Genomic DNA, 343 nt, shown 5'->3' with positions numbered 1-343 from the left:
AGCGCGGCCAACATCCGCCGCTATGCCGCCGTGGTTCGTGACAAGGCCGTCAAACGACAGCTTTTGTTGCTGGCAGCGGATGTGCCAGAAATGATTGTTGGCGCGGACGAGGCACGGATTGTGGTTGATCGCGTTCAATCGAAGCTGGAGGCATTGGCGCGAGAACGTGTCAAGAGCGAGCCCGTCAAGGCGAGTGATGACCTTGGTAACTACTTTGACCAGTTGCAGGCCGAGGCAGAGGGAAAGGTTAAGGCAATCCCAACCGGCTTCCGGGATCTGGACGACAAACTGGGCGGCGGCATGCGCGGCGGCGAACTGGTGATCGTTGCCGGCCGCCCTGCGA

The 343-nt window shown here is 60.6% G+C and carries 1 pseudogene; it reads left to right on the top strand.

Annotation, left to right across the window (positions count from 1 at the left end):
• Nucleotides 1-343 (top strand): annotated as a pseudogene (locus RVY79_RS18205) (hypothetical protein); the annotation flags it as partial.

Source organism: Chromohalobacter sp. HP20-39 (assembly GCF_033052815.1).
In the GTDB taxonomy this organism is placed as follows: Bacteria; Pseudomonadota; Gammaproteobacteria; order Pseudomonadales; family Halomonadaceae; genus Chromohalobacter.
The sequence above is the reverse complement of the archived record's forward strand: the minus strand, read 5'-3'. Positions and strand labels throughout refer to the sequence as shown.